We start from the raw sequence: 26,950 nt of genomic DNA on the forward strand, positions 1-26,950 counted from the left end.
GCACCTTGTGGCACAGGGTTCAGCGAAGTGTCGAGGATATGGGTGTAGAGGTTGGCGATCGGCTGGCCAATCGGCACGCTGTCCAAACCCTCGTCCACGCAGGTCCAGTGGGTGACGTCGATGGCCGCTTCGGTCGGGCCATACAGGTTGTACAACTGGGCTGCCGGCAAGCGAGCAAACACCTGCAACTGCGCATCCACCTGCAAGGCTTCGCCACTGCACATGATTTGCTTGAGGTGGGTGCAGCGTTCAACACCCGGCTCATGGATAAACACCTGGAGCATCGACGGCACGAAGTGCAGGGTGGTGACCTGGTGACGTTGAATCGTCGCGATGAGTTTTTCCGGCTCACGGTGTTCACCTGGCGCCGCGATGGCCAAGCGAGCACCGGTCATCAGCGGCCAGAAGAACTCCCACACCGAAACGTCGAAGCTGAAAGGGGTTTTCTGCAGCACAGTGTCGCTGGCGTCCAGCGGATAGGCCTCTTGCATCCAGGCCAGGCGGTTGTGCAAGGCGATATGGCGGTTACCGGCGCCCTTGGGTTTGCCGGTGGAGCCGGACGTGTAGATCACGTAGGCAAGGTTTTCCGCCAGCACTTCGATCTGCGGGTTGGCGTCGCTGTAGGTGCTGACATCCGCCTCCAACAGCAGCGTTTGCCCGCCAAACACCGGCAGGCCAGACAAGAGAGGCTCCTGGGTCAGCAGCAAGTCAATGCCACTGTCCTCGAACATGTAGCTCAGGCGATCCTGCGGGTACTCAGGGTCGAGCGGCACGTAAGCGCCGCCGGCCTTGAGGATGGCCATCAAGCCGATGACCATGTCCAGGGAGCGCTCGGCGGCAATGCCGACCATCACTTCGGGGCCAACGCCCAGTTCGATCAGCTTATGGGCCAGTTGGTTAGTGCGACGGTTGAGCTGGTCATAGGTCAACTGCTGCTCGCCAAACAACAGGGCAATCGACTCAGGCTTGAGTGCGGCCTGTTCTTCGAACAGCTGATGCACCGGCGACGTGTTGGGATAGTGGGTGGTGGTCTGGTTCCAGGCGCGCAGGGTGTGCGTCATCTCCGACGCGTCCAGCATCGGCAACTCGCCGACCGCCAATTGCGGCTGGCTCACCACTGCTTGTAGCAAGTTGAGCCAATGCCCCGCCATCCGTGCCACCGTCTGCGGGTCAAACAGGTCTGCGCTGTACTCCAATGACGCTTCAATCCCTTGGGGCGAATACCCCACATCCAGCGACAGCTCGAATTTGGCTTCGCTCAATCCCGACTCAAGGAACGCCACCTGCAGGTCGCCCAAGCGTAATTCACCACCGGCTGCGGTATTGACACGCCAGTTGAACAGCGTCTGGAACGCCGGGTTGGCGTGTTGGCTACGTTGCAGTTGCAGGTCTTCGAGGATCAGTTCGAAGGGGTATTCCCCATGCTCTAGGGCGGCTAGGGTCTGCTGGCGCAAATCGCGTAAAAAAGCCAGGACCGGTTGCGTCGGTTGCAGGCGCGCGCGATAGATCTGGCTGGTAACAAAGAGCCCTACCAGGTCGTGGGTCTCACTCAGGTTTCGGGTGGCGTTGGGCAGGCCTACGGTGAAGTCGTCTTGCCCACTGTAGCGCCCCAGCAGAAGTTGCCAGGCCCCCATCAGCACCACCAGCGGGGTCAGTTGATGGCGTGCACAGAATGCCTCGATTGCTTGGCTCAGTGCGGTTGGCAGAGCGAGATAGTGATAGGCCGCAGGATGCCGCTGGTTGCTCTGGCGAGGACGATCAGTGGGCAGCTCTAACGGCAGGATTTCACCTCCCAGGTAGTGCTTCCAGTATTCCCCGCTGGCCACCTTCTGTGGGCTGTCCAGATAGACCTTGCGCTGCCACAACGCATAGTCGCTGTACTGGGCTTCAGGGCGCGGCAAGGCACGGGGGTCGCCCTGGGCCGCCAAGCTATAGGCCTGCGCAAGGTCCTGCATGAGGATGGGGTTGGACCAGGCATCGGAAACGATATGGTGCATGGTCAGCAGCAGCACGTGGCTCTGCTCTTCGAGGGTGAGCAGGGTGGCGCGGATCAGTGGCGCCTGGGTCAGGTCGAACGGGCGAGCGGCCTCCTCGCGGATTCGGCGTTCCAGGTCTTGTGCATCTGCGCCTGCTTGCAGATGACCGAGGTCGATCCGCTGAAGTTTCAGGCGGGCGGCGTGGTCGATGCTTTGCAGAGGTACGCCGTCGATCTCTGCAAACCGGGTGCGCAAAATATCGTGACGATCAACCACCTTCTGCAAGGCAGCTTCCAGCACCGTCGGGTCGAGTACACCCTTGAGTTCAAGCGCGCGCGGTAGGTTGTAGGCCGAACTCTGTGGGGCAAAGTTTTGTAGGAACCACAAACGATGTTGGGCAAACGACAACGGGACGGGGCCAAGGGAAATCCCTGATTGAAAGCTCGGCGTGGCGTCCTCATCGGCGAGAAGCAATGCCAGCATGTCGTCTTCAAGGAGTTGGCTGATCGGAGTCATGGTCGATTCTCAACGGTATTCGGCGGAAAAGGTTTGCTAAGAAGACGAAGGTCCAGACCAGGGATTTAGCTGCCCGGCGCTGTTGGCGGGGGCCGTGGGGAATAAAAAAGGCGTCCCCGAATGTTCGGGGACGCCTTGGGAGGTGACGAAAGCGTGTCGGGCCGGCGTGCTTTCAGAGCTCGCGGGCGACCCGGAAGCCGAGGAAGTCGCCGCGCACATCGCGATCGCGGTTGTTGCGATTGCCCGAGCGGGAGAACACGGGGGCTTCGCCCCAGTCGTTGCCGCGCATCATGGCGGCGATGCATTCGCCGTTGTTAGCGTCCATCCAGGCGCTGCCGTCCGTGGGGGCGCCAACGTAGTTCGGGTGGTAGCAATCGGCAGTCCATTCGTAGACGTTGCCGTGCATGTCGTAGACGCCAAAGGCGTTCGCGGGGTAGCTGCCCACTGGTGCGGTGTAGCTGTAGCCGTCCTTGGGACCGTAGGTGTTGGCGTGTTTACTGATCTGGTATTGCCCTTCTTCATCGAACGGGAAGGGGAATGGCCCGGTAGAGCCGGCCCGGGCGGCGTATTCACGCTCGGCTTCGCTGATCATGCGGTAGGTGTGCCCGGTCTTTTTCGACAGCCATTGGGCGTAGGCCTGGACATCGTAGTAGTCGACACAGACCGCCGGTTGGCGAGGCCCTTGTTCGTAGCGTGGCTTACTGGCCTGACACAGGCGGCCGGGGCGTTTGTCGCCGTCCTTGATCACCACGCCGGTTTCGCGGATGTAGGTGTCCAGTTCGCCGGCCGTGACATGAAAGCGGCTGATCGCGAAAGGCTTTTTGAAGGTCACGGTGTGTTGCGGGCTTTCATCGGGCTCCTTGCCCACTTCTCCTTCGGGCGTGCCCATGACGAAACTGCCCGCCGGCAGTACGACCATTTCCGGGCAGTTTTTGCAGTCTTTGAATACCTTGCCGGTTTCGGGGTGGCTGGCGGCATGGGCGCTCAGGCTGAACAGGCTGCCGATCAGGATGGTGAGCGAGTGAAAGATGACGGGTTTCATCGAAAATGACCTTGTAGTGTGGAATAAGAACGGCGCTTCAGGCCTTTAACCGCTTGCTGAGCATCAGCATGACTTGGTCGATCTCGGCCTCGCTGTTGAGCAGCCCGGGTGCCATGCGCACCACCGGACCGGCATCGCGGTACACGGCATCCACCAGCACGCGGTTTTCGATCAGCCAGGCGGCGGTGGCGTCGGTGTCCAGATCTTTGCCGCGGAAAAAGGTGAAGCCGGCCGAAAGCTCTGGACTCAGCGGGGTCACCAGTTCGATGGACGGGTGTTCCTGGAGGCGTTGCTTGAGGTAGCTGTTGAGTTCGTGGATACGTGATTGCACGGCAGCCTTGCCCAGTTGCAGGTGCAGTTCGAAGGCTTTGCCCACGGCCCAGCGGTGCTCGAAGCTGTGATAGCCGCCCGGGGTCATGGTGGTGGCGAAGTTATTGTCCTGGGAAAAGGTGGCGACCATGGGCGTCAGGTGTTCGAGCTTTTCCGAGCGCGAGCAGAGGATGCCGGTGCCCCGTGGCCCGAACATCCATTTATGGGTGCCGGCCATGAAGAAGTCGCAATTGAGGTCGGCAAAATGGATGTCTTCGACCCCCAGGCCATGCACGCCATCAACGCAGTAGAGGATGCGGTCTTTCTCGTCGCGGTTGCGGTTCTGCTCGGCCACCAGCTTGCCGATTTCCCCGATGGGCAGTTTCACCCCGCTGCCCGAGTGGACCCAGGTCATGCCCAGCACCCGAGTGTTCGGGCGGATATTGCGCGCGATGTTGCCCAGGACCTCGTCGGTGCTGACCTGATGGGCCGACTTGAACAGCTCGAAGGTCCTCACCTGGGTGCCATCTCGTTGCTTGCGGTACTTCAGGGCGTTGCGTGCCGAGTAGTGCTCGTGAACGGTGGTGAGGATTTCCTGGTGCGGCTGCACCTGGATGCCCCCGTAGACCAGGGCCAGGCCTTCGGTGGTGCTGCCGGTGAGGGCGATCTGCGCGGGCTTGATGTCCAGGTAGCGGCCCACCCAGTCGCGGACTTCACCCTCGCGCTTCCAGGTGAACTGGCTGTCGTAGTCCATGGCCAGCGCCGGGTTGCGATCGAGCACGGCACGGTAGCCTTCGATGGCCTGGCGCACCGGCTTGGGGTGTGAGGTGATCAGGAAGTTCGACAGGTGCACGTAGTCCGGATCGAGGTCGAACAGTTGTCGCAACTGGCCCCATTTATCGGTGCTCGACGGGGCCGCGGACGCGCCAGCGGTTTGGCTGAAAGCCTGGCCGGCAAAGGGGAGGGCGGCCGCGAGCAGGCTGGCCTGCTTGAGAAAGGTTCGACGATCAGTCACAAAAATATCTCGCTGTGGTGAGCTTACTGGGCGGCAGGTGAAGGTTGGGCAGCGGCCACTGGGTCGGCCAGTTGTTCGACCTTTTCCCAGACCCGCAGGTAGTTCTCGCCCCAGAGCTTGGCGATGTCGCTGTCTGAGTAGCCACGCTGGATCAGTTCGGCGGTGACGTTGCGGTTTTCTCCGACGTTCATCCAGCCCTCTACACCGCCGCCTTCGTTGAAGTCCGAACCGATGCCGACATGGTCGATGCCGATCTTTTTCACCACGTAGTCAATGGCATCGCCGTAGTCCTTGAGGCTGGCCTTGGGCTCTGCGTCGATGATGTCGTACAGGGCACTGGCGTATTCGCCGAAGCGGCTTTCCGACCAGATGGAAATCACCGCGTCCCCAGGCATCAGGGCGTTCTCCAGGCCTTGCAGGGGCGGCAGGTCAAAGCGCTTGCGCAGTTCATTGAGCTTGTCGATCGATGGCTGGGAGAGTGGCTTGAGGTAGGTGGAGAAGCCCACCACCTGCACCACGCCGCCGGTGGCCTTGATGGTTTGCAATTCCTTGTCGCTGAGGTTGCGCGGAATATCCACCAGGCCCCGGGGCGCCGAATGGGAGGCCACGACCGGGGCACGGGTCAGGGCGGCCACGTCATTCAGGGCCAGGGTCGACATCTGTGACACATCGATCACCACCCCCAGGTCGTTCAGACGCTTGACCGCCTGTTTGCCGATCGGCGACAGGCCGCCGAGGGCGTCGCGGGTGTCATTGAAAAATGGCAATGGACGCGAGGAGTCTGCCCAGTGGTTGTTGGCCACGTAGCTGAAGCCGAACAGGCGCATGCCACGGGCGGTCCATTGGTCCAGGCGGGTCAGGTCGTCGCCCATGGTGTAGGCATTGAGCAGGCTGATGACGATGGCCAGCTTGCCCTCGCTGGCGATACGCCGGAAGTCGGCCGGGGTGTAGGCGATTGCCACTTGATTGGGGAAGTCGCGCACCAGGCTCTGAATGATTCGATAACGAATGTCTTGCTGATGGCGTGCCTCCTCGACAAAGCCCGGAGTGGGGCGATGGGGGGCGTTGGGGCCGGCCCAGATTTCCGGCCAGGCAAGGATGCTCAAGGCCGCGCCGGACATGCGCCCGCGTCCGGCCTTGACCAGGTCGAACTGGCGGCGCCCGTCCTTGTCCGCCTCGGTGCCTTCAGTGCCGAAGTCCAGCGGCACGGTGATGTGGCTATCGAAGGACAGGATGCGTTCCTGCAAGTCGTTGGCGTGTTTGACGATCTCGTTGGGGTAGTTGACGCGGCCTTTCCAGTAGAAGTGCCACGCTGCGCCAGCACCGATGCCGACTGCGGCAATGACGAGCAGGAGCAGGCTCAGATAGAGGGTTTTTTTACCAGACAATTTGATCATTGCTATCCCAGTCGCAGGCGGGCGGATGACGAGATCGGCCGAGAGGCGTGCGTGAAGGCTGCTTCGGCCAGACCTTTTGTGAACTTCTATCCGCGATAAACGAGCCGGCGACCGGCAAATTTAGCCGGTGGGTAGTGCCATGACGGTAAATTTCCCCGCAAATCCAACGTTCTAGGTAGATGCGACGCGCCACTGAAGATAGGTAGAGCGATGAGGTTTTCTCGAAGGGGATTTTTGACCGGGCTGGCGGTGACGGGGGCGGCCATTCCGGTGGCGTTCTATACCCAGCAGGAGTTGTTGCGCAGAGACAAGCGGGAGCAGGAAGACCGGGAAATCACTCCCGGGGAAGCCACCCTGGCGCCAGTCGTCGCTGCCGGCAACCGCCTGGCCGATCACCTGCGGGGCGTCTGGGATATGCAGTTGCTCGATGCCCATGGGTTGGAAGGCTTGCCCCGTACCGGCTGCGAGTTATTGCTGGATGTGGGCCCCACCGGACGCGGGATTCGCGGTTACCTGGGACGCCCGCAGAGCTTGCGCGGGCAAGGGCAGCCGGAGTTTTTCGTCGCCGGCGACTTGGTCAATGGCGATGGCGCCAAGATCAGTTGGCGGCTGTTCGCCGGTGGTCAGATGAACGGGGCGCCGAGTCACGAATGTCACCTGCTGCTGGACGAGGTCTGGGCCGAGTGGGGCAATGCGGGCAGCGGTTCCCTCAGCGGCAGTATCGAGGTGCTGGATCGCTCGAAACTGCTACCGGCCAATGCCTTGCGCTTTGTCGCGCGCAAGCGAGCGTTTCCCGAAGCGCGGGAGCGCACGCCATTGCAGCCCGATCTGCTGGAGTGGCTGGTGGCACCGGCCCATCGGCTTTACCACCAGCTCTGGCATGCCTCCCGCGATCGCTGGCACTCCCTGCCCAAGGACAAACGCCACAGCCTGCGCGGCCTGGGCTGGCAGCCTGGGCCCCTGGACAAGGAGCGCGGAGCTCGCGGGCGCCGCAAGCATCGTAATGGCTCCGGCGTCGACTTCCTCTTTATGCACCGGCATATGCTGGGCCAGGCCCGTGCTTTGCAGCCGAGCCTGGTGTCCTGGCCGCGAATGCCGTTGCCGCCCAGTTACATCGAACATGATCGTCAGGCGTTTCTGCGTTATTACGACAACCATGACGGCTGCTCCGTGCCTCCGGCCTGGATCAGCGCTGGGGATCAGGAGTTCACCGAACTGCTCCATGGCCTGAAAAGCAATGAGGGCTTCTACAGCAACTTCCAGGTATGGGAGTCGCAGTACCAGGACCCTGAGTACCTGGCGCGCATGACCTTGGGCGAGTTTGGTTCCGAGATCGAGTTGGGGCTGCACGACTGGCTGCATATGCGCTATGCCAGTGTCGCCCGGGACCCCTCCAATGGCATGCCGGTGATGGAAGCACGGCTTTCCTCGGACTTTGCCGGGCGCTGGTTCGAGGCGCAGAACGATTTTCTTTCGGACCCTTTTTCCTCCCACGTCAACCCAGTGTTCTGGGGCTTTCATGGCTGGATCGACGACCGTATCGAGGACTGGTTCCGGGCCCATGAGCGGGCTCACCCGGGTGAGGTGCTGCGTCGTGACGTCAACGGTGTGGCCTGGTTCGCACCGGGTCGCTGGGTAGACATCGCCGATCCTTGGTTGGGCCCTTCGACCCACGGTTGCGGCCCGCTGGGCACGGTCGTGGGCGATGCCTCGCTGGAGATGGATGTAGAACTGATGAAGCTGGCCTTGCGCATCGCCCTGAGCCGTGACGCGGAGGTGCCCGACCTGCTCAAGCGGGCGCCACGCCGTCCCTGGTACGCCCAGCACCTCAAGCGTTAGTCGCAGGTGCCGGGCACCGGATGTGACCCACAAAAAAAGCGGCTGTTGGCCGCTTTTTTTGTGCCTGTTCGATCAGGCCGGTTGTGCCTCGGCGCGGACTTTGCCGGTGTCCATGCGCACCAGCTGGTCAGCGATGTTGAAGTAACGGTCATCGTGGGAGATGACGATGATGGTCTTGCCCAGGCGTTTCAGGTCCGGCAAGAGTTCGGTGTAGAAGATCCGGCGGAAGGTCGGGTCCTGGTCCGCCGCCCATTCATCGAACACCAGCACTGGGCGCTGTTCCAGCCAGGCGTTGACCAGGGCCAGGCGCTTGCGTTGGCCGGTGGACAGGTCGGTGGTGGTGAAGGCGCCATCGCGCACGCTGACCTTGTGGGCGATCTCCAGGCGCTTGAGGTACTGGGTGGCGTCGTCAGGGATCTGCTGGTCGCCTTGTACCACATCGTCGAACAGGTAGTAGTCGGCAAAAATGGTGGTGAAGAGTTGACGATAATCGTCGCGGTTCTCGGCAGTGACGGCTTGGCCATCAAGGTAGATATCACCGGTTTGAGGCGCATAGAGCCCGAGCAACAGCTTGATCAGGGTGGTCTTGCCGCAACCGTTTTCGCCGACGATGAACACGATATCGCCCTGGTTGATCTTCAGGTTGACCGGGCCCAGGCGGAACGGGGTGCTGCCATCCACCACCGGGAACGCGTACTGCACGTTGCGTAATTCCAGGCTTTGGATGTGCTGGTTCGACGCCCCCTTTTCATTGAGCAACAGGTGAGGTTCGGGCGAAGAGAACTGCTCGGACAGTTCGGCGATTCGCTGGAATGCCACTTGTGCCCGGCTCACCAGAGGCAGGACGCTGACCAGATGGTCCAGGGGGCCTTTCATGTACAGCAGCACCAGGACAAACCCGCTCATGGCCGCCTTGTCTGCGCTCGGCCAGGTGTTTTCCATCAGCAGGGCGAGGCCGATCACGATGAAGAACAAGGTCGATCCAAAGGTCTTGGCGATGATGTAGGTGTTGACCGACTTTACCTGGGTGGCGCAGATATGTTCGCTGATCGCCTGGATGCGCTGGGTGAACATGCGGTGCCGGCGTGGCCGGTGAATCCGCAGCTCCTTGGCGCCCTGGGCGATGGCGTTGTAGTTTTTCTGCAGTTCATCCTCGGCCTCCCGGGCCACGGCGAACCCTCTGATGCCGCGGGTGCGGGCGACCACCTGGGCGGCGATGCCGACGCCCAGCGCCACCAGCATCAAAAGGAACAGGGGCCAGGACAGCATTGCCAGGTAACCCATGCAGCCCAGGGTCACGGTCATCGAAATGGTCAGGGGCGCAAAAGCGAAGGAGAAATCGCTGACGGTGTCGATGTCGTGGGTCAGGACCGGGATCAGGCGATGGCTGCGATAGCGTTCGATCTGGTCGATGGGCGCCGACAGGACTTTTTCCCCAAGCTCCTTGCGCAACTTGGCGATGATCTTCTGGCCGACGAAGTTGGTGCCCATGTCCGAGAAGATCGAGCTGAGCAACGACAACACGCACAAACTGGCAAAGACCCACATCACCGCGTGGGTCAGGCCGCCTTGGGTGTTGAGTGCGCGGTTGATGGTGGCCAGCAGCGTGGTGACACTGAAACCGCCGAGGATCCCGAGGGCAATGGCGCCGGCGACGATGGGCCAGAAGGGCTTGAGTAACTTGGAGAGCTCGCGGGTGGCGCTGAGCGAATTGCTGGTCATGAAAACGTCTTCTCTCGGCGAATTAAAGGGCGTGGTCGTCAAAGAAGGCTTCACGTTCCAGGCGCAACAAGGCGGCTTTCTTGTGGGCCAGCTGGATGTCTTTCAGATGGCCGAAACCCTGGGACTTGAGGAAGTCGATCTGCCGGTTATGGTCGATCCGTGGTTCACCGAGGATGCGCTGGGTACGTGGGTCGTCCAGGAACATGTAGTGCATCAGTGAGCGGAACCAGGCCCGCAGTTTGCCGATCCCCTGGTGTTTGTTTTCACCGACCACCACATGCCAGCCGCGGTCGAAATCGGCGACATCGTAGTAAGGTGCGATGCGATCTTCCTTGCACCAGTACACCTCGAAATAGGCGAACGGCTCGTCGTCAAAACAGCCGATCAGCGGATGTACGCGTGGGTCCTGGAGCATGGCGTGCAGGTACTCGGCGTGCTCTTCCAGGCTGCCGGACTGCTCCCAGAAGTACGCCACCTGTTCCAGGTTCATCCAGCGGTTGAAGGCTTCCAGGTCTTTTACCGGGTCGATGGTGCGCAGGGAGAAGGTGGTGTTCAGGCGCGGCAACCAGCGTCGATAGACGTCCCCGGTCGGTTGAGGCGGCCGCTGAGGGTGGCGTTTTTCGCCGGTGAAGCGATAGATCGGCGGCGTGTGGGCGCTGGCCGGCGCGGTGAGCCAGGGCAGGGGCTGCTGCCAGAAGGTCTGGCGCAGGCAGCGCAGTTCAACCTGGCCGTTTTCGGTGTTTTGCCAATGATCGAACAGGCCTTGGCGCACCGCAGAAACGGCGTACTCGCGACTGACGGGCAGCAGCAGGGTCACCTGCTCGCATTTGCTGCGATGGCAGAAACGCGTGGCCAGCAAGGCCAGCAGGGCACTGGCGGGCAGGGTTTCTGGGAAATTGTCGAAGAGAATGCGGCCGTCGACTTCCCGGTAGGCAATCAGGTCGCCGCCGTCGATGCGCAGGCTGCCGCTTTCGGGTGTTTCATCCTGTGCGGTCGCGTGGCGGCCATCAGCCAGGGCCAGGCTGAAAGAGGGAGAGTTCATAAGGTTTCCTATGGTGGGTCGCGTGCGACCGATCAGGTTCTATCCATAGGTAAAGACGAACTGCACCCGCTGATGTTTAGGCGTTTACATCACCTGCCAACCACCCCCCAGGGCTTTGTACAAGGCAATGCTGGCCAGGACCCGTTGCAGGCGCAATTGCACCTCCAGGTCCTGGGCCTGGTACAGCGTGCGCTGGGTTTCGAGCACTGTGAGCAGGTCTTCCGCACCGGCCTGGTAGCGGCTTTCGGCAATCTGGAAGGCCTTGCGCGCTTGTTGCAGCTCTTCGTCCTGCCAGCGCCGTTGCTGGTCGACACCGTCGACGGTGTTCAGGGCTTTTTCCACATCGCCGAAGCCGGCAATGATGGTGCCACGGTAAGTTTGCAGCAGTTCGTCCTGAATCGCCGTGGCCTTGTCGCGCTCAGCCTTGAGCCGGCCGTTGTTGAAAATCGGTGCCGTCAGGCCGGCGGCCAGTGTGCCGAAGGGGTTGCGCAGAATCTCAGGAAAGCGGTCGGCGCCCGACCCCAGGGTGGCGGTCAGGTTGAGTTTGGGCAGCAAGGCGGCACGGGCCACTCGCACATCCGCCTGGGCGGCTGCCAGTTTGGCTTCGGCATTGGCGATGTCCGGACGGCGACTCAGCAGCTCGCTGGGCAGGCCGGCGTTGATGGCAGGCCAGCGTATCTGCTCGAAACCCTGGGCACCCAGTTGGAGATTTTGCACCGGCTGGCCCAGCAGCGTGGCCAGGGTAATCAAGGCCTCCCGGGCTTGCTGCTGATAGAGGGGCAGTTGTCGTTGCTGGGTCGCGACCAGGCTTTTTTGCTGGGCCAGCTCCAGGGCTGTGGCGGAGCCGGCGTCGTAGCGGGTCTGCACCAGTTTCTGGACGTTCTCGGCATTGGCCAGGTTGAGCGCGGCGATCCGGCCTTGCTCCTGCAGGGCCAGGACTTGCATATAGCTGTCGGCGACCTTGCCGAGCAGGGTCAGCTCCACCGTGGCCCGATCGAACTCGCTGGCGCGCAGGCTCTGCCGGGCGCTGTCGCGTGCGGCCGTGTTACCACCCCAGAAATCCACTTCATAGCTGGCGCTCAGGGAGGTATCGAAGTAGTGGGTGGCGCGCTGGCTAGAGGAGGAGTTGAGCTGGCTGTAACCGTCGCCGCGTAGCAGTTGTTCGCGGTTGGCATTCAGTCCGGCGCTGATTTCCGGCAGCAGCGGGCCGCCGGCGATCACTGCGTCGGCCTGGGCCTGGCGCACCCGGGCCATGGCGGCGCCGACCTCATAGCTGCCGACTCGGGCCTGCTCCACCAGGCGGTCCAGTTCCGGGCTGCCGAAGGCTTGCCACCAGGCAGGGAGGTTTTGCGGCACGCTCTCGGATGCTGCCGACTGCCACTCGGGTGGCGGCTGCAAGCCGCTTTGCGGCGGTGCACTCGGGGCGGCGCAGGCACTCAGGAGCAGGCAGGTGGCAAGCAAGGCAAATGGCGGCTTCATAAAGGATTCGCTAGTCATACGCTGGTAAGGGCCGCGACCGGGTCGAGGCGGGCGGCTTTGCGGGCCGGCATGAAGCCGAAAATCACCCCGGTGACCACGGCGCAGGCGAAGGCACCGAGTGCCGCCTCTAGGGAAAAGGCCACGGCCACCTTGCTCAGGGTCAGCGCGCCGCCGATCAACAGCGCCAGGACGATGCCGGTAACCCCGCCGACCACGGTGAGCATCACCGCCTCGGTCAGGAACTGCCGCAGAATGTCCCGCTGGCGGGCGCCGGTGGCCATGCGGATGCCGATTTCCCGGGTTCGCTCGCGCACCGTCATGAGCATGATGTTCATCACTCCGATGCCGCCCACCAATAGGGAAATGGCGGCGATGGCGCCGAGCATCAGGGACAGGGTGTTCTGGGTCCGGGCTTCGGCCTGGATCATCGCGGCGTTGTTGGTCAACTCGTAGTCGTGCACGCCGTTGTGCAGCTTGAACAGCAACTGGTCGATGACCTTTTCGGTGTCCTTGACCTGGCGCGCGTCGGCGGCGGCGATCACCACGTATTCAGGGTCATGGTTGCCGAACAGGCGCACGCTGGCGGTGGTGTAGGGGATCATCACCCGTTCGTCCGCATCCTGTTCGCCAGAACTGGCGCCTTTGGCGGCCAATACGCCGATCACCTGGAACGGCGAGTTCTCGATCAGGATGTACTGGCCCAGCGGATTGCTGTTGCCGAAGAGTTTTTCCCGGGTCTTTTCGCCGATCACCGCCACCGCTGCGCCGGAGGCTTCGTCGGTATCGGTGAAGAAACTGCCCTGGACCACCGGCCAGTTGAAGATCTTCGGGAAGTAGGTATTGGAGCCGCCGACATACAGGGTCAGGTCGACATTGCCGAAGCGCACGCCGGCCTTGCCACCATTGACCGGCATGATCATCCGCACCTGGGGGAGGGTGCCGATGGCGCGGGTGTCGTACAGACTGATGATGCCCGAGGGCGCCCGAGGCGCGGGGGGCTTGCCGTTGAGGTAAATGATGTTGGAGCCGAAGGCGCCCATCTGGGCCATGACCTGGCGCTTGCTGCCTTCACCGACCGCCAGCATCACCACCACCGAGGCGACCCCGATGATGATGCCGAGCAGGGTCAGGGCGGTGCGGAAGCGATTGATCCACATGACCCGCCAGGCCGCCTTGATTGCATCCAGCAGTTCGCCTTTCCAGGCGCCGTTGTGTTCGCTGCCGTCATTCAGGCGTTGGCGCAGGTCTACCGCTTGCAGGACCTGGCCGTTGTTCGGGGTGTTGCGCGGGGCGCCGTCCTGGAGGCTGTCGCTGATGATCTCGCCGTCGCGGATCTCGATGATGCGCTTGGCCCGCGCGGCCACTTCGCGGTCGTGGGTGATGAGGATCACCACATGGCCTTGCTCGGCCAACTCGTCGAGCAGGGCCATGACCTCGGTGCCGCTGTGGCTGTCCAGGGCGCCGGTGGGCTCGTCGGCAAGAATGATATGGCCGCCGTTCATCAGTGCACGAGCGATGGACACTCGTTGCTGTTGGCCGCCGGAAAGTTGATGGGGGCGATTACCGGTACGCTCGGCCAGGCCCAGGCGGGTGAGCAGGGCGGCGGCGCGGGCGTGGCGCTCGGCGGCCGGCGTGCCGGCGTAGATGGCCGGCATTTCGACGTTTTCCTGGGCCGAGCCCGAGGGGATCAGGTGGTAGCCCTGGAATACGAAACCGAAGGCTTCGCGGCGCAACCAGGCCAGTTCGTCACCCTCTAGGTTGGCCACGTGCTCGCCGGCAAACAGGTAGTCACCGCTGGTGGGGCGGTCGAGGCAACCGAGGATGTTCATCAGGGTCGATTTGCCAGAGCCCGAGGCGCCAACGATGGCCACGAACTCGCCAGCCTGGATCGACAGGCTGATACCGCGCAGGACATCCACCCGCGGGGTGTCGATGCCACCATAGGATTTGCGGATGTCTCGCAGGTCGATCAGTGGGGTTGGCATTCAGCCTCCGGTGCCGGTGTTGGGGCTGATCAGCAGGTGGTCGCCTTCCTCAAGGCCATCGAGGATTTGCACGCGCAAGCGATCGCTGACACCGGTGCGAACCTCGCGGTCCTGGACGGTGCCATTTTCCGCCACGACCTGGACCAGGCGATGGTCGGCCTGCTTGCCATAGTTCAGCGCGGAAATTGGCGCGGTGAGCACGTTCTGTGCTCGTTCGGCAACGAAAAACACCTGGGTGGTCATTTCCGCCATCAGCGCACCGTCGGGGTTATCCACGTCCAGCAGTACGGTGTAGAGCACCACGCGGCCGCCGCCGTTCTTGCTACTACTGGTTGGGCTACCGCCGCCCTGGTTGCTTTCATCCAGGGGCTTGGGCGGTACCGGAAGAATTTGCCGCACCGTGCTGCTCCATCGACGGGAGCCGCCACTGAGGGTGGTGAAGTAGGCTTGCATGCCGGGTTTGACCTGACCGATATCGGCTTCCGAAACCTCTGCCCAGACCGTCATGGGCGACAGTTTGGCGATGCGCAAAATCAATGGGGTTCGCTGTTGGGCGTTGAGGGTTTGGCCTTCCCGGGCATCCAGGGCCACCACCGTGCCGCTCATGGGGGCATAGATGCGGGTGTAGCCCAGCTCAGCCTGGTCACTACGGAGGCTGGCCTGGGCCTGGCGAATCTGCGCCTGGAACATGTCGATACGAGCCTGGGTGGCCTTGAGTTCGGCGCGTGCTGTTTGCACGTCTTCCTCTCGGGTCGCGCCGCCGGCGGCAAGGTTTTGTTGGCGTTGGGATTTCTGCCGGGCCAGCTCGTTCAGGGCGCGTTGCTCCTGCAGCTGGGCTTGCAGGTTTTCAATGGAATAGCGGCCGGCATCGAGTCTGGCCTGCTGGGTCGAGGGGTCGATCTCCACCAGCAACTGGCCTTCCTTGACTTGGTCACCCACCTCCACATTGATCTTGTGGATTTGCCCGGAGGCTTGGGCGCCCACGTCGACATAACGACGGGGTTGCAGGGTACCAATGGCCGTCACGCTGCTTTCAATGTCGCCCCGGGTCACTGTCACGGTGGTCAGGCTATCGCGCCCCGCGGGGATGAATTGCCAGGCAGTAAGGGCGAAAACGGGAATCAGGCAAAGTGCGGCAAGCAGGGCGCGTCGGGCGAATCGGGGACGTTTCATGCAGGGTTCCGGCCAGTGTGGGTCCGCCCGTCATTGCGCTGGCAGTTTTGCTGCGCTGGGAATCACGGGGCTGTCATTTGAACGAGGTTGTCAGGGCAAAATTTAGCGCGGTGTCCGAGGGGGGTTTTGCTGAATATGTCGGAGATGAATTTAATCATTTATTTAAATCTAGATGAGAATTACTATAAGTTAGATTGCGTCAAACTGCTATCATCCTGCCCCCTCGCTTCGGGGTTCTGATTGCGTTCAAGGATCGTTGCCGCTCATGTCGCAACCGGGAATCATGTTGGAAAACTACTATCGGGATCTGCTTGCATTTCTGAATGCCAAACTCGGCAACCGTCAGGCGGCAGAGGATGTGGTGCATGACGCTTATCTGCGCGTGTTGGAGCGCTCCAGCGAGGCGCCGATTGAGCAGCCCAAGGCCTTTCTATTCCGTACGGCGCTGAATTTGGTCATCGATAACCATCGTCGCAATGGCATCCGCCAAACCGAGCCGTTGGATGTACTCGAGATCGAGGAGCGTTTTTTCAGCCCTTCGCCGCATACCGCCATCGATCAGGGCCAGCGTCTGGATATGTTGCAGCGGGCGCTCGATGAATTATCGCCGCTGTGCCGGCAAAGTTTCATGTTGCGCAAGCTCGAGGGTATGTCTCACCCGGAAATTGCGGCCACTCTGAAGATTTCCCGCAGCCTGGTAGAGAAGCATATCGTCAATGCCATGAAGCACTGCCGGACCCGCATTCGGCAGTGGGACTCGGCCTGAGTCTTAAATTTTTTTTCATTGTCCTCGTTCCTATTCAACAGACGACCTGCCGTGGCCTGACCCGGCCAGGTCAACCAGGCTTTCCCTCCCCACTCTCAGGGGCAATCCAGAGGACACTGGAAATGACACAGGCAATCGCATCGGCCATCGTTCATGACTTGATCGGCGTTGGTTTCGGCCCTTCCAACCTGGCTCTGGCCATTGCCCTGCAGGAGCAGGGGCAGCGTCACGGTGAACTGGACGTGCTGTTTCTCGACAAACAGGCCGACTATCGCTGGCACGGCAACACTCTGGTCAGCCAGAGCGAGTTGCAGATTTCCTTCCTCAAGGACCTGGTGACCCTGCGCAACCCCACCAGCCCTTACTCGTTCGTCAATTATCTCAAGGCTCATGGCCGTCTGGTGGACTTCATCAACCTCGGCACCTTTTACCCCTGCCGCATGGAGTTCAATGACTACTTGCGTTGGGTCGCCGGGCATTTCCAGGAGCAAAGCCGCTACGGCGAAGAAGTGTTGGCCATTGAGCCGGTGTTGCATCAACAGCAGGTCGAGGCGCTGCGGGTTGTTTCCCGTGATACCCAGGGCGAGCAGTTTGTGCGCACCACCCGCTCGGTGGTGGTCAGCGCCGGTGGTACTCCGCGGATTCCCCTGGCGTTCCAGGCGCTGCGTGACGATGCCCGGGTCTTCCATCACTCTCAGTATCTGGAACGCATGGCGAAGCAAGCCTGTGTCACGGGTAAGCCGATGCGCATCGCAATCGTCGGCAGTGGGCAAAGCGCGGCAGAAGCCTTTATCGACCTGAACGACAGCTACCCGTCGGTGCAAGTGGACTGGATCCTGCGCAGTTCGGCCCTGAAGCCGGCGGATGACAGCCCTTTCGTCAACGAGGTGTTCTCGCCCGAGTTCACCGATTTGATCTACCAGCAGAACACCGCCGAGCGCGAACGGCTGATCAACGAGTACCAGAGCACCAACTATTCGGTGGTCGATATCGATTTGATCGAGCGCATCTACGGGATTTTCTATCGCCAGAAAGTGTCGGGTGTGCCGCGCCATGCCTTCCGCAGCCTGACCACTGTGGAGCGCGCGACCGGTACCGAGTCCGGCGTCGAGTTGGCGTTGCGCAACAACGCCAATGGCGAGATCAACGGGCATCAGTACGACGTGGTGATCCTGGCCACGGGTTACGAGCGCCAGTTGCATCGCCATCTGCTCGAGCCGTTGGCCGAATACCTGGGTGACTACGAGGTCAATCGTGACTACCGCTTGAAGACCGACGAGCGCTGCAAGGCGGGCATCTACATGCAGGGCTTCTGCCAAGCCAGCCATGGTTTGAGCGATACCTTGCTGTCGATCCTGCCGATCCGTTCCGAAGAGATCGCCCTATCGCTGTACGAACACGGCAAATCCCGCGGTCACAGCCGCTCGGTGCATGACGTGTTGTTGGCCACCGCCAGCTGATTCGTGCATCGGCCAGCCGGTCCCTGCCTTGATTCGGCAGGGGCGGCTGGCCGGCTTTTTTTCGCCCTCATCCCGCCGTTCCTGAACCCTCGCTGAAGAACCGTTCAATTCCCCCTCCCGTAGCTCCCCAGGCAATTTACTCGGCCAATAGCGCGGCGTAAGCTTCGCCCGTTTTCAACCAAGCGGAGACCCAGAGTGGGTACTTGTTCGAGTGACAGTAGTCGGCCGGTTCTGTTAACCGGCACCTTCCCGGCAAGCTAACGCGCAGCTCTTTGTCTGTCGTTGCCTCGCCGTAACAGCGAGCAGCGGCATCCCGATCACGGCCCTTACGGCCGGCCTCCCGACGCCTCTCTCTACGACACTGAACAGTGCGCGATGCCCGTCATCGTCGCGCTACGAACTCGCCTGTCATGCCGGTCGGCACGACGGGTGCGGTACCTGCTGCGGGTCTTTCTGAGCTGATCGTCAGGGGACACAGCCATGAACCTCACCCTCTTGAAAGAGTTCTTTGCCGGCTTTCTGCGGACCCGGCATTTCGCCCGCCATTTTCGCCGCCTGGCGTTGCTGGAAAACTTCAGTGACGCCAGCGTCAGTCGCGATGTGCCGCCCACCCTGGCGCACACCCTGGTGGTGGCGGCCAACAGCGATGCGTCAGCGCTGCTGGACCAATTGGGCAGTCACAGTGACGGCTTGAGCGAGGCGGAAGCTGCCGCGCTGCGCGAGCGACATGGCCTGAATGAGGTCGAGCACGAGCAGCCGCTGCCAGCCTGGGTGCACCTGTGGCACTGCTATAAAAACCCCTTCAACCTGCTGCTGACTTTGTTGGCGGTGATTTCCTGGCTGACCGAGGACATGAAGGCCGCCACGGTGATTTTCTCCATGGTGGTGCTCTCGACCCTGCTGCGTTTCTGGCAGGAAGCCAAGTCGAACCAGGCCGCCGATGCCTTGAAGGCCATGGTCAGCAACACCGCCACGGTGATGCGCAGCGGTGCCGCTGCCCAGGCGACGCCGCCGGTGTTTGGCCGTTTCCAGGGGGCGGCCGCTGCCAGCCAGGGGGCTCAGCGGATCGAACTGCCGATCAAGCAACTGGTGCCAGGGGACCTGATTGTGCTGTCGGCCGGGGACATGATTCCCGCCGATTGCCGGGTGCTCAGCGCCAAGGACTTGTTCGTCAGCCAGGCGGCGATGACCGGTGAGTCCATGCCAGTGGAGAAATTTCCTCGCCAGCAGGACGCCGACACCAGCAATCCCCTGGACTTGGACAACATCCTGTTCATGGGCACCAACGTGGTGTCCGGTTCGGCCACGGCGGTGATCCTCACCACCGGCAACAGCACCTATTTCGGTGCCCTGGCCCAGCGTGTCAGTGCCACCGATCGCGCGCCCACGTCGTTCCAGAGTGGGGTCAACAAGGTCAGCTGGCTGCTGATCCGCTTTATGTTCGTCATGGCGCCGCTGGTGTTGTTCATCAACGGTTTCACCAAGGGCGACTGGATGGAGGCGCTGCTGTTTGCCCTGTCGATTGCCGTGGGCCTGACCCCGGAAATGCTGCCGATGATTGTCACCTCGACCCTGGCCAAGGGGGCGGTGTTCCTGTCGCGCAAGAAGGTCATCGTCAAGCGCCTGGATGCGATCCAGAACTTCGGTGCCATGGACGTGCTGTGCACCGACAAGACCGGCACCCTGACCCAGGACAAGATCTTCCTGGCGCGGCATGTGGACGTCTGGGGCGAGGACTCCGATGACGTGCTGGAGATGGCCTACCTCAACAGCTACTACCAGACCGGGCTGAAAAACCTGCTGGACGTGGCAGTGCTGGAGCATGTGGAAGTGCACCGCGAACTCAAGGTCGGCACGGCTTTCCAGAAGGTCGACGAGATCCCGTTCGACTTCACCCGGCGGCGCATGTCGGTGGTGGTGGCCGAGAAGGACCGCCCGCACCTGTTGATCTGCAAAGGGGCAGTGGAAGAGGTCCTGGCGGTGTGCCAACGGGTGCGTCACGGTGAGGCTGAAGAGGTCTTGACCGACACTTTGCTGGAGCGGATTCGTCAGGTGACTGCGGCGCTCAATGAAGAGGGGCTGCGCGTGGTGGCGGTGGCGGCGCGGCCGATGCTTGAGGGGCGCGACACTTACAGCCTGGCCGATGAGCAGGAGCTGACCTTGATCGGCTACGTGGCCTTTCTCGATCCGCCCAAGGAAAGCACTGCCCCGGCGCTCAAGGCCCTGGCCGAGCATGGCGTAGCGGTGAAAGTGCTGACCGGCGACAACGAGCGGGTCACGGCGAAGATCTGCCGTGAAGTGGGCCTGGAGCAACAAGGCCTGCTGCTGGGCAACGACATCGAGGGCATGAGCGACGAGGCGCTGGCCAAGGCGGTGGAGACCACCAACGTGTTCGCCAAGCTGACGCCGACCCACAAGGAGCGCATCGTTCGTCTGCTCAAGGCCAACGGTCACGTGGTGGGGTTCATGGGCGACGGCATCAACGACGCCCCGGCGCTGCGCACCGCCGACATCGGCATTTCCGTGGACAGCGCGGTGGACATCGCCAAGGAAGCCGCCGACATCATCCTCCTGGAAAAAAGCCTGATGGTGCTGGAGGAGGGTGTGCTGGAAGGGCGTCGGACCTTCGCCAACATGCTCAAGTACATCAAGATGACCGCCAGCTCCAACTTCGGCAACGTGTTCTCGGTGCTGGTGGCCAGCGCCTTTATCCCGTTCCTGCCGATGTTGCCGATGCATTTGCTGGTGCAGAACCTGCTGTATGACATTTCCCAGATCGCCATTCCGTTCGATAACGTCGACGAGGAAATGCTCAAGCAACCCCAGCGCTGGCAGCCCGGGGATGTGGGACGGTTCATGCTGTTTTTCGGGCCCATCAGCTCGATCTTCGACATCACCACCTTTGCCTTGATGTGGTACGTCTTCGACGCCAATACCCCGGACCACCAGACGCTGTTCCAGTCCGGCTGGTTCGTGGTGGGGCTGCTGACCCAGACCCTGATCGTGCACATGATCCGCACGCCGAAGATTCCGTTCCTGCAAAGCCGCGCGGCCCTGCCGCTGATGGTGATGACCGGGATCATCATGGCCGTGGGGATCTTCCTGCCGATGGGGCCGCTGGCGCACTACTTCAAATTGCAGGCGTTGCCGTCGCTGTACTTTGTGTTCCTGCCGTTGATCCTGCTGGCGTACATGGCCCTGACCCAGGCGGTCAAAGGCTTTTACGTCCGGCGCTTCGGCTGGCAATAGGGGCTGTTGCCGCGCCTCTGCCTGGCGGCTGGACCGTACAGCGGCCGGGCGGGTGTTCAGGCGCGGTTTTAAGAATGTTCCTAAAGCCAGTGATCGGCGATGTCCTTAGCCTTTTGCCGTTATGCAGGAGCCTGGCATCCGCGGGCCCGGATTTGACTACACAGGGTTATCAACATGGCAAACAAAGCGCTGCGTATCCTGATTGCCGATGAGCAGCATTTTTATCGGATGAGAATCGAGAGAACGTTGAACCAGATGGGCTATTACCGCATCGCGCCGGTGCACAGCCTTGAAGAACTGTTGAGTCTGGTGGAGTACGGGTGCGAGCCCTTCGATCTGTTGATCGTCAACGCCTCCCTGGGCGTACCGTCCGGGCTCGACCCGCTGGCGTTCTGCCAGGACCACCCACTGGTCGGTCATGCCCTTGTCTACGACGGCCACGCGTTATCGTCACCCTCGTTCAACCTGCGCAGCAAGGTGCAGATCAGCCCGGCGCGTTTACCCGACATGCCGGCACTCAAGCGTTTGATGGCCCGGGTGGACCCGCCGCAGGTTCGCGGCGTGACCCACGAGGTGAACTGGATGCCGGCCTTGCATCAGGGCTGGAGGATGCTGTCGCGCTAAGCGCTTAGCTGCAAGCTCGAAGCTTGACGTTTCAAACTCTGCCCCCCACGGCCTCCTTCGGGAGCGTGGGCGTTTCAGGTGGTCGGGCTCGCAGCCCGGCCATGCGCCGCCTTAGAAGTCCAGGGTCGCCGAGACTTTCAGCGTACGCGGTGTGCCTTGGGTCAGGTAGCCGCCGTTGGCCGAGGCCCAGTAGGCCGTGTTAGCCACGTTTTCCAGGTTGGCTCGCAGAGTGATGTCCTTTTCATCCAGCTTGAAACGGTAGCGTGAGCCGAGGTCGAAGCGGTTCCAGGTGGGCAGGCTCAAGCTGTTGCTGGCGTTCACGTACTGGCCGCCGGTGCGCAGCATGCGTGCACTCAGGGCGGCGCCTTCAACTCCCGGCACGTCCCAGTCCGCCCCGATGTTCAACTGGAAGCTCGGCACGCCCACCGCGCGGTTGCCGTCATTGACGCCGTTGACGCTGCCGTCGATGCGGGTCTTCATCACCGTGGCACCGCCCAGCAGGCGCAGGCCGCGCAGGGGCTCGCCATACAGGCTGAGTTCCACGCCCTTGTTCAATTGCTGGCCGTCGACCCGGAAGATTCCGTCCTGGGTGTAGCTGGACGGCTGCTCGATGCGATACACCCCCAGGCTGCCGCCGAAGGTGTCCATGTCCAGGCGTACCCCGGCTTCCACTTGTTTGCTGCGTACCGGCGGGAAAGTGTCCTGGTTGTTGCTGGCGCTGGTCGGTGGGGTTGGCCCCTTGGCCAGACCTTCGATGCGGTTGGCGTAGAACGACACATATTCCCAGGGCTTGAGCACCAGCCCATAGACCGGCGTGGTGATGGACTCCTGGTAGCGGGCGGTACGGGCGCCGCTGGTGGTGTTCCAGCCATCGACGCTGATGGATTGCCGGCGCAGACCCAGGGTCAGCAGAACCCGGTCATCGATGAAGCCCAGGGTGTCGGAGAGGGCCGCGCTCTTGAGCTGGTTCTTGCCGACAATGCGTGGGTCGTGGATGTCGCTGCCGAATGAGGTCGGCGTCGGGCGCGGCTGGGGCGTCGGGTGATAAATGTTGTTGAAGTAACGGGAGGCGGCGCCGATGTTTTCGAAGGCCGAGCGCTGTTCGCCCCACATGCCCGCGAGGCCGAGGTTGAGTTGATGGCTGATCGGCCCGGTCTGCACCCGACCATTGAGGCCGGCCATCAAGCTCTGGTTATCCTCGTCGTGGGGCGAGTACAGCATGCCGCCACGGCCGTTGCCGGCCAGGTCGTTGAGGGTCAGCGAGGAATACACACCGTTCTCCCGTGTGTGCTTGGCGCCGCCGGCCACGTAGCCGGTCCAGTTGTCGCTGAAATCGTATTCGGCCCGAGCCATGCCGAAGGTGTCTTCCAGTTGCGAGTAGCTCCAGCTTTGGGCGTAGTTGCCCTTGGCAGACGGCGCGTGGGGCACTTTGTCCAGGGTGCTGGCCAGGTAGACCACCGGGCGCCCCTGATTGATGACTTGCTTCTGGTAGCCCACGTCCGCTGACAGTCGCAGGCGCTCACCGCGATAGTCCAGGCCCAGGGTGGCCAGGGTCGAACGCTGGTCTTCGTCGTCGATACGGGTCTGGCCTTCGCGTTGCAACAGGTTGAGCCGCGCGCCGAAGCGCTGGTCTTCGCCAAAGCGTTGGCCCAGATCGATGTGCCCGCCAGTGCGGCCGCTGCCGTTGCTGTCCAGGGTCACGCTGCGGGTCGGGGTGTCGCCGGCGCGCTTGGGTTGCAGGTTGACCCCGCCGCCGATGCCGCTGCCACCGGGGGTGACGCCGTTGACGAAAGCATTCGGCCCCTTGAACAGCTCCACCCGCTCCAGGGCTTCGGTGGCGATGATCTGCCGGGGTAGCAAGCCGTAGAGACCGTTATAGGAAATGTCATCGCCGTTCAGGGGCAGGCCGCGAATCATGAACACCTGGGAAAAGTTGCCGAAGCCGGCAGACTGGCGCACCGATGCGTCGTTGAGCAACACGTCGCCCACGGTCTGGGCCTGTTGGTCGGCGATGGTCTTGGCGGTGAAGGCAGTGACGCTGAAAGGCACATCCTTGAGTTGCTGGTTGCCCAGCACGCCCAGGCGTGCGCCCCGGGCCACTTGGCCGCCGGCGTAGCTGTCATCGCCGTCGTCGGCTTGGGCGCTGACCGTGGTCGCTCCCAATTCCAGGGCGCCGTCGCTGGCCTGGGGCACCAGGGTGTAGCCGTTGGCGCCGCTGCTCAGGCTCAGGCCGCTGCCTTGCAACAAGCGGGCAAAACCCTCCTGCACGTTGTATTCACCCTGCAAGCCGCTGCTTTGGCGATTGCCCAGCAAGGCCGGGTCGAATGACAGCGGCACCCCGGCGCTGGCGGCGAATTGCGCCAGCACCTGGTTCAAGGGGCCGGGAGCGATGGCGTAGCGCTGGACGCTGGCCGAGCTGTCCTCGGCGGCCAGGCTTTGCGCGGTCGGTAGCAGGGCACCCAGCGCCAGGGTCACGGACAGGCCCAGGGCCTTGAGGGGGAAAACAGTCAATGAATGCAGGGGCCTGGGAGTCATTCGGGGTTCCTGTGCAACGCGTGGAATAAGGGGGGGTTATTCCACTCACCGAACGAGACGGAAAAAGGTATCAGCCACCGCGTATTTATTTTTCGAGCGTGAGAATCAGCTGGCGGCGTCCACCGACACCCAGAAGCGCGTCAGGCGGCTGACCCGCAACGGCAGGGTGTCTTGCAGCAACCCCAGGCTGGCCTCGGTGTCACGCAGGGGGAACGCTCCGGAAACCCTGATTTCGGCCACTTCGCTGGCGCAGCGTAAGACTCCGGGGCGATAGCGCGAGAGCTCGTCGAGCAGTTCCGCCAGGCGCAGGTTGTTGGCCATCAGCATGCCTTTGTCCCAGGTCAGGCTGCTGGCGGCGAAGGGTTCCAGCGGGTCGAGTCGATCACTTTTGAAACTCAGGCGTTCGCCGGCGTTGATCAGGGATTGCTCGCCCAGCTGTTGCGGCCTGACTTGCACCGCGCCCTCAAGCACCGAGACTTGGCTGCGTACGCCGTTGATCCGCACGCAGAACCGGGTGCCTAGGGCCCGGGCCGTGCCTTGCGGGGTTTGCACAATAAAGGGGCGGTTGCCGGGGTCCTGGGCGGTGCTGATCAGCACTTCCCCGGTGAGCAAACGGACCCGGCGCTCTTGGGCGTTGAAGGCGATGTCCAGGGAACTGTCGGTGTTGAGCAGCAGGTGCGAACCATCGGGCAGTTGCAGGTTTTTCTGTTCGCCGACGGCGGTGCGCTGGTCGGCGGTCCATTGCTCCCACGACACTTGCTGGCAGGCAATGCCCACGGGGCCGGCAAGCAGCAACAGGCCGAGGCGGGTGAGCGTCTGGCGCCGACTCAAGCCGTCGCGACGTTCGGCCCGTTGCAGGGTTTGCACGGCGATGCCGGCAGGAACATTGCGCAAGTCACCAAGGATCGCCTCGGCCCGCAGCCAGGCCTGGGCATGGGCGGCGCTGCGGCTGCGCCATTGCTGGATCGCCTGATGATCTTCGGCAGTGGCGGCGCCGGAATGCAGTTGCACCAGCCAGTCGGCGGCCTCGCCGAGGATCTGCGGGTCAATGCTATTCGGGTTCATCAGGCCACGCTCAGGCAGGTGATGAAGGCACTGCGCATGTAGCGTTTGACCGTGATCAGCGACAGGTCCAGCCGGGCGGCGATCTGTGGGTAAGTCAGGCCCTCGATCTGCGACAGCAGGAACGCTTCACGGGTGGCCGCCGGCATCTCCCGCAGCAGGGCTTCGATGCGCCACAGCGCCTCCAGTATCAACAGGCGGGTTTCCGGGCCGGGCACCTCTTCGACCGGCAGGTGCGCAATGGTTTCCAGGTACGCGCGCTCCACGTCCTGGCGCCGCCAGCGGTCCACCACCAAGCCTTTGGCAATGTGGGTCAGCAGCGCCCGGGGCTCATGACCCAGGGGCCGGGTCAGCGGTCGGCTGAGCAGGCGCAGGAAGGTGTCATGGGCCAGGTCCGCCGCATCCCAGGCATTGCCCAACTTGCGCTTGAGCCACGCCTGCAGCCAGCCGTGGTGTTCGCTATAGAGGGTGTGGATCTGTTGATTGAGGGGCGGGTCAGCGGGAGGCATGGGGGGCTGGGACTCGGTTCGGGCATCCAGGCCTGAGTGTAATTAAGAATTGATCGCATTCTAGTGGCGCGGACCGAGCCCTGGCAAGCGGCACCCGTGCAGGCCTGCGGGACCGTTGAACTTCGCCGGCATTGATCATGGGTTGCGGCCCCGCTCGGCATCCATTCCTGGCAAACCAATGTCGCTGGTGCGCGGTCCAGAGCGTTGGCCGAGCATGCCGCCCCCCCTGCCGTCCATGGGCATTGTGTTATACCCTGCGAGCCCGAAATGGACCCTCAGTGAACAGGACGACAGATGCTCAAATGGATTGGCAAGGTATTGGGTGGGACCGGCGCAGCGCCGGCCGAAGCGACGACCAGCGTTTGGCTGCAACGCCTGCAGACCTACCTTGCGCCCCTTGACCAGTTGCCCGAGGACGGCGGCCGGCCCGGTCTGGCCGAAGCGATCCTGACCTACGTGCGCCAGGGCGATGGCCCGCAAGTGCTGGCCGAGCTGGGGCAGCGCTACGCGGTCGCCAATTACCTCAATGTGCTGCGCGGGCACGCCTGCCGGGTCGGCAGTCTCGGGCCGCGGCTGTATCACGATATGACCGATGTCGATCCGGCCCAGCTGCTGCGCTGGGCACGGGTGCTGGAGGCCTGCCCGGCCCATCGTTTCGGGATCGCCATGGACGACGGTTGCCATTGGCCGGAACTGCTCCTGACCCATAGCGTCGAGCTGTTTCGCGACCCCCAGACCGACGAGACGCGGATCATCCAGCGCATCAGCGCGCCCTTGATGGAAGCCCTGTTGCTGGAGGCGCACCTGCCGCCCTCGGCGCTGCTGACCGCTTGTTTCAGCGGTTCCAACGACGCCTATCGCCCGGGTTATGGCATTTACCTGGTGCCTTACATGGACGGCTATTCGCAATGGGTGCTGCGCCATGTCGAGGCGTTGCGGCCGTTGCTGCTGGCGGGTGACATGTACCTCAAGTTCCAGGTCATGAACCTGATGACCGACCTCGATCCGCCGGTGATGACCCGCATGGCCGGGGAGCTGTGTGAAATGGCCTGTGGCGGCAACAAAGAGGTGCGTGAACAGGCCGCGCCTCTGTTGCTGCACTGCCAGCGTGGCGCCCTGCAACCCTTGAGCCAGATGATCCAGGCCGGCAAGCCCGATCAGCGTGGCCATGCTTTGCGCCTGCTGTGGGCCCTGGCCAACCAGCTGGAGGATGGGGCACTGCGCGCCGAGGCCCGCGCCCTGGCCGAGGC

General features: G+C 62.6%; 18 protein-coding genes. 6 read left to right on the forward strand and 12 right to left on the reverse strand.

The features are described 5' to 3' along the window. The 4 genes from M1B35_RS22625 to M1B35_RS22640 all read right to left on the reverse strand — a co-directional run. The coding region (locus M1B35_RS22625) for a condensation domain-containing protein (protein WP_268263131.1) at positions 1-2,492 on the reverse strand (2,492 nt) is incomplete at its 3' end. A gap of 172 nt (positions 2,493-2,664) precedes the next feature. Continuing rightward, the gene (gene pvdO / locus M1B35_RS22630; protein ID WP_268263132.1) at positions 2,665-3,534 is read right to left on the reverse strand and encodes a dihydropyoverdine dehydrogenase; all 870 of its coding nucleotides are present in this window, start codon (positions 3,532-3,534) and stop codon (positions 2,665-2,667) included. 37 nt (positions 3,535-3,571) lie between these two features. Further along, a complete protein-coding gene (gene pvdN, locus M1B35_RS22635) occupies positions 3,572-4,858 on the reverse strand; it encodes a pyoverdine-tailoring periplasmic protein PvdN (protein WP_268263133.1) in 1,287 nt (428 codons plus the stop codon). Between the two features lie 23 nt (positions 4,859-4,881). Beyond that, positions 4,882-6,255 carry a dipeptidase gene (locus tag M1B35_RS22640; RefSeq protein ID WP_268263134.1) on the reverse strand — a complete coding sequence of 458 codons (1,374 nt, stop codon included), beginning with the start codon at positions 6,253-6,255 and terminating at the stop codon, positions 4,882-4,884. A gap of 210 nt (positions 6,256-6,465) precedes the next feature. On the opposite strand from M1B35_RS22640, the gene pvdP reads away from it, so the two are divergent. Next, on the forward strand, positions 6,466-8,094 hold the full coding sequence (gene pvdP / locus M1B35_RS22645) for a pyoverdine maturation tyrosinase PvdP (RefSeq protein ID WP_268263135.1): 1,629 nt from the start codon (positions 6,466-6,468) through the stop codon (positions 8,092-8,094). Between the two features lie 72 nt (positions 8,095-8,166). Here pvdP and M1B35_RS22650 read toward each other — a convergent pair whose 3' ends face one another. The 5 genes from M1B35_RS22650 to M1B35_RS22670 form a co-directional block, all read right to left on the reverse strand. Beyond that, positions 8,167-9,816, reverse strand: coding sequence for a cyclic peptide export ABC transporter (locus M1B35_RS22650; RefSeq protein WP_268263136.1), 1,650 nt, complete (start codon positions 9,814-9,816; stop codon positions 8,167-8,169). A 22-nt stretch (positions 9,817-9,838) separates the two neighbouring features. Further along, complete coding sequence (locus M1B35_RS22655) at positions 9,839-10,858, reverse strand: GNAT family N-acetyltransferase (RefSeq protein ID WP_268263137.1); 1,020 nt, start codon at positions 10,856-10,858, stop codon at positions 9,839-9,841. 84 nt (positions 10,859-10,942) lie between these two features. Further along, entirely contained in the window at positions 10,943-12,337 is a 1,395-nt protein-coding gene (locus M1B35_RS22660; protein WP_268263138.1) for an efflux transporter outer membrane subunit, read from the reverse strand. Between the two features lie 14 nt (positions 12,338-12,351). Then, on the reverse strand, positions 12,352-14,322 hold the full coding sequence (locus M1B35_RS22665; RefSeq protein ID WP_268263139.1) for a MacB family efflux pump subunit: 1,971 nt from the start codon (positions 14,320-14,322) through the stop codon (positions 12,352-12,354). Further along, positions 14,323-15,495, reverse strand: a complete 1,173-nt coding sequence (locus M1B35_RS22670; RefSeq protein ID WP_268263140.1) for an efflux RND transporter periplasmic adaptor subunit — start codon at positions 15,493-15,495, stop codon at positions 14,323-14,325. Between the two features lie 283 nt (positions 15,496-15,778). Here M1B35_RS22670 and M1B35_RS22675 point away from each other — a divergent pair, with 283 nt between their 5' ends. The 4 genes from M1B35_RS22675 (at position 15,779) to M1B35_RS22690 (ending at position 21,594) form a co-directional block, all read left to right on the forward strand. Then, entirely contained in the window at positions 15,779-16,261 is a 483-nt protein-coding gene (locus M1B35_RS22675) for a sigma-70 family RNA polymerase sigma factor (protein WP_279653875.1), read from the forward strand. A 122-nt stretch (positions 16,262-16,383) separates the two neighbouring features. Further along, positions 16,384-17,721, forward strand: a complete 1,338-nt coding sequence (locus M1B35_RS22680) for a lysine N(6)-hydroxylase/L-ornithine N(5)-oxygenase family protein (protein WP_268263141.1) — start codon at positions 16,384-16,386, stop codon at positions 17,719-17,721. Positions 17,722-18,201: 480 nt separating this feature from the next. Continuing rightward, complete coding sequence (gene mgtA, locus M1B35_RS22685) at positions 18,202-20,970, forward strand: magnesium-translocating P-type ATPase (protein WP_268263142.1); 2,769 nt, start codon at positions 18,202-18,204, stop codon at positions 20,968-20,970. Between the two features lie 174 nt (positions 20,971-21,144). Beyond that, complete coding sequence (locus M1B35_RS22690; RefSeq protein WP_268263143.1) at positions 21,145-21,594, forward strand: ANTAR domain-containing protein; 450 nt, start codon at positions 21,145-21,147, stop codon at positions 21,592-21,594. Positions 21,595-21,705: 111 nt separating this feature from the next. Here the strand turns inward: M1B35_RS22690 and M1B35_RS22695 are convergent, their stop codons facing one another. The 3 genes from M1B35_RS22695 to M1B35_RS22705 all read right to left on the reverse strand — a co-directional run bounded on the left by M1B35_RS22695 (position 21,706) and on the right by M1B35_RS22705 (position 25,700). After that, positions 21,706-24,129 carry a TonB-dependent receptor gene (locus tag M1B35_RS22695; protein WP_268263144.1) on the reverse strand — a complete coding sequence of 808 codons (2,424 nt, stop codon included), beginning with the start codon at positions 24,127-24,129 and terminating at the stop codon, positions 21,706-21,708. Between the two features lie 105 nt (positions 24,130-24,234). Beyond that, positions 24,235-25,194, reverse strand: coding sequence for a FecR domain-containing protein (locus M1B35_RS22700; protein ID WP_268263145.1), 960 nt, complete (start codon positions 25,192-25,194; stop codon positions 24,235-24,237). Next, positions 25,194-25,700 (reverse strand): sigma-70 family RNA polymerase sigma factor, encoded by a 507-nt coding sequence (locus M1B35_RS22705; protein WP_123335131.1) that lies wholly within the window; start codon positions 25,698-25,700, stop codon positions 25,194-25,196. Before M1B35_RS22705 ends, M1B35_RS22700 begins: the two co-directional genes overlap by 1 nt. Before the next feature lie 294 nt (positions 25,701-25,994). Here M1B35_RS22705 and M1B35_RS22710 point away from each other — a divergent pair. Then, on the forward strand, positions 25,995-26,950 hold a 956-nt coding region (locus tag M1B35_RS22710; protein WP_268263146.1), incomplete at its 3' end, for a hypothetical protein.

The sequence above is a fragment of the Pseudomonas morbosilactucae genome (assembly GCF_023241665.1).
GTDB lineage: Bacteria > Pseudomonadota > Gammaproteobacteria > Pseudomonadales > Pseudomonadaceae > Aquipseudomonas > Aquipseudomonas morbosilactucae.

Coding starts and splice junctions, on each gene's coding strand:
- pvdO (WP_268263132.1), bottom strand. CDS start 3,534: ATGAAACCCGTCATCTTTCACTCGCTCACCATCCTGATCGGCAGCCTG.
- M1B35_RS22640 (WP_268263134.1), bottom strand. CDS start 6,255: ATGATCAAATTGTCTGGTAAAAAAACCCTCTATCTGAGCCTGCTCCTG.
- pvdP (WP_268263135.1), top strand. CDS start 6,466: ATGAGGTTTTCTCGAAGGGGATTTTTGACCGGGCTGGCGGTGACGGGG.
- M1B35_RS22650 (WP_268263136.1), bottom strand. CDS start 9,816: ATGACCAGCAATTCGCTCAGCGCCACCCGCGAGCTCTCCAAGTTACTC.
- M1B35_RS22655 (WP_268263137.1), bottom strand. CDS start 10,858: ATGAACTCTCCCTCTTTCAGCCTGGCCCTGGCTGATGGCCGCCACGCG.
- M1B35_RS22660 (WP_268263138.1), bottom strand. CDS start 12,337: ATGAAGCCGCCATTTGCCTTGCTTGCCACCTGCCTGCTCCTGAGTGCC.
- M1B35_RS22665 (WP_268263139.1), bottom strand. CDS start 14,322: ATGCCAACCCCACTGATCGACCTGCGAGACATCCGCAAATCCTATGGT.
- M1B35_RS22670 (WP_268263140.1), bottom strand. CDS start 15,495: ATGAAACGTCCCCGATTCGCCCGACGCGCCCTGCTTGCCGCACTTTGC.
- M1B35_RS22675 (WP_279653875.1), top strand. CDS start 15,779: ATGTTGGAAAACTACTATCGGGATCTGCTTGCATTTCTGAATGCCAAA.
- M1B35_RS22680 (WP_268263141.1), top strand. CDS start 16,384: ATGACACAGGCAATCGCATCGGCCATCGTTCATGACTTGATCGGCGTT.
- mgtA (WP_268263142.1), top strand. CDS start 18,202: ATGAACCTCACCCTCTTGAAAGAGTTCTTTGCCGGCTTTCTGCGGACC.
- M1B35_RS22690 (WP_268263143.1), top strand. CDS start 21,145: ATGGCAAACAAAGCGCTGCGTATCCTGATTGCCGATGAGCAGCATTTT.
- M1B35_RS22695 (WP_268263144.1), bottom strand. CDS start 24,129: ATGACTCCCAGGCCCCTGCATTCATTGACTGTTTTCCCCCTCAAGGCC.
- M1B35_RS22700 (WP_268263145.1), bottom strand. CDS start 25,194: ATGAACCCGAATAGCATTGACCCGCAGATCCTCGGCGAGGCCGCCGAC.
- M1B35_RS22705 (WP_123335131.1), bottom strand. CDS start 25,700: ATGCCTCCCGCTGACCCGCCCCTCAATCAACAGATCCACACCCTCTAT.